Origin of the sequence: Cryomorpha ignava (genome assembly GCF_010686655.1) — a bacterium.
GTDB lineage: Bacteria > Bacteroidota > Bacteroidia > Flavobacteriales_D > Cryomorphaceae > Cryomorpha > Cryomorpha ignava.
This window is the reverse complement of sequence record NZ_JAAGVY010000106.1, coordinates 1-2,089: the sequence shown is the minus strand read 5'-3', so window position 1 is coordinate 2,089 and position 2,089 is coordinate 1. Positions and strand designations below refer to the sequence as shown.

The 2,089-nt window shown below is 41.5% G+C and carries 3 protein-coding genes; 1 reads left to right on the top strand and 2 read right to left on the bottom strand.

The annotated features are described in order from the left end of the window. Positions 1-1,422: toprim domain-containing protein (locus G3O08_RS20555; protein WP_239541391.1), on the bottom strand; the 1,422-nt coding region annotated here is incomplete at its 3' end. Positions 1,423-1,564: 142 nt separating this feature from the next. Between G3O08_RS20555 and G3O08_RS20550 the strand changes: the two genes are divergently transcribed. After that, complete coding sequence (locus G3O08_RS20550) at positions 1,565-1,912, top strand: helix-turn-helix domain-containing protein (RefSeq protein WP_163287327.1); 348 nt, start codon at positions 1,565-1,567, stop codon at positions 1,910-1,912. Here the strand turns inward: G3O08_RS20550 and G3O08_RS20545 are convergent. Further along, positions 1,909-2,089: hypothetical protein (locus G3O08_RS20545; protein ID WP_163287326.1), on the bottom strand; the 181-nt coding region annotated here is incomplete at its 5' end. The genes G3O08_RS20550 and G3O08_RS20545 overlap by 4 nt on opposite strands.

Here is a 2,089-nt window from a genome sequence, read left to right as displayed (position 1 = left end):
CCGCCCCAAGTCTTTTTCGATCAGGTCGGCTTCGGTGTTTAAGATTTCTGCCGCTTTTTGGCTTACCGCTGTTGTTTGCTTGTGTTCGTAGAGTTCTATTCTTGTGCGGAAGTCACGGCCTTCTTTTAGTATTTGCAAACTGATTTTTAAACTGTCCAGTTGGGTTATTTTGAAGCCTTTTATTTGGTATTCCGCTGCTTGACCTGCGTACTTTATGTTTTGCGGATTGCTTGTGTCAAGCTGTTGTATTTGTTTTGGCTCGGGGTTTTTTCTTTCAACTGAAGCTTTTCCAGTTGAGTTTTCAGTTGAAAAAAATAAGTTGGATTCTTCTGTTTTTAAAGGTTTGCGATTACTTAAAAGCTCGGTGAATATTTCAGGCGAATGACCATCGAGCAAACTGTTTATATCTTCGCCTTTCGGGGTTTCTACTTTTGTGATTTTCACCTTCGGGATTTCGTTGGACAAGATGGCGTTGTATTTCTCCGATGCCTTGTTCCCGCTTTCGTCTCCATCAAACCAAAAAATCACTTCTTCTAATTTGTCCAGGCTTTTGATCGCTTCCAAGTGTTCGTCTGTCAGTCCATTCGTTCCGTAAAGTGCCAGTATTTCAAAGTCTTTGGTAATTTGTTCCTGCTGTAAAATGGTCGCTGCGTCTATGATTGCTTCCGTTAAAATCAGTTTGCTTGTGGTTGGTTTCGGATAGTGCGGATAAAGCCCCTGCCGGTCTTTCAGATAAAAGTGTTTTGCAGATTTACTTCCCGTAACGTTTCGGAAGTACAAGCTTGTGATTTTCCCTTCTTTGTTTTTCAAGGCAAAGGCCAGCCCGTTTTTACCAAAAGGCGTGTAGGCTTTTTCTCCCGTTCTGCTCGTCAGCCCTTTGTCCAACAAAAGCCCAACTTTTAAACAAGATTCAATCAGGTATTTGTCTTTCCGCGTTCCATGGTGGAACTGCCCAGAGTTGTAGCCCATTTCTATTTTCGCAGGGTCTAAGTTTCTGCTTGCCGCATATTCCCGCGCCGGTTTGCTGCTTGCCAGCCCTTTTTTGAAGTAGCCAAAGATTTTGGTAAGGACTGCAGAACGGGACAGGTCTTGGCCGTTTGTGGGTTTTGGTTCTTGTGGTTTTCCGCCCGCAAGCTCTTGGGCTTTGATGATCGCTTCGTGTTTTGTGCAGCTCTCTTTGAACATTACAAAGTCGATCACGTCAAGGCTTTTCCCATGCGTTTTGCAGTTACTGCTAAAACAGTAAGCCGTTTCTGTTTTTGGATAAATCTGCAAGCTCGGTGTTTTGTCCGGATGGAAAGGGCAGCACAAACGGTTGTTCCGGTCGGGTGATAGATTGTAATGGTGCAGGACTTGCGCAAGGGGAAGGTGTGATTTGATCTCTGGGATTTCCATGGGCTTGAAAATATTTTTATCAAACATTATTGTTTTGCAATGATACACGTTTGTTTTAAATAACAAAACACACATGTATTAATATTTATCAACAATGTTTCAAATCACTCGCTAAATAGGTACATTTGAGCTGTATTTGTTTTATTAAACTGCTCTAATGTTTTAATACATGACTATCGGCGAAAGAATAAAAGAACTAAGAACGGCCAAGAAGCTGACCCAAACAGATCTGGCCAAAATGGTTGGGTTGTCCTATATCCAAATCGGAAGGTATGAAACGCACAAGTCCAACCCTTCTTCCGATGTGTTGCACAAACTGGCCAACGCCTTGGACACAACCACCGATTTTTTGATGCAGGGAAGCTCTGACGATGTGGTTTCTGCCCAACTGACGGACAGAGAGCTGTTGAGCCAGTTCAAGCAAGTGGAAAAACTAAACAAAGAGGACAAGCACCTGATCAAGACTTTTATAGATGCGTTTCTGACCAAAAGACAAGTGCAGAATTTAGCACATTAAAAAAAGCTACCTGATTTATTTTCTTGTCCAAAGACTAAATAGGAAGTGTCAACAATTGATTGTGTTGCAATATTGTTTTGAATATTAATCTCGTAAGCTGCAATTAGAGTATCTTGTAAATTAGTTGCTATTTCTTTTTCAAAAGTGCCAAAATCAAATACTTTAGCACGATAGTCT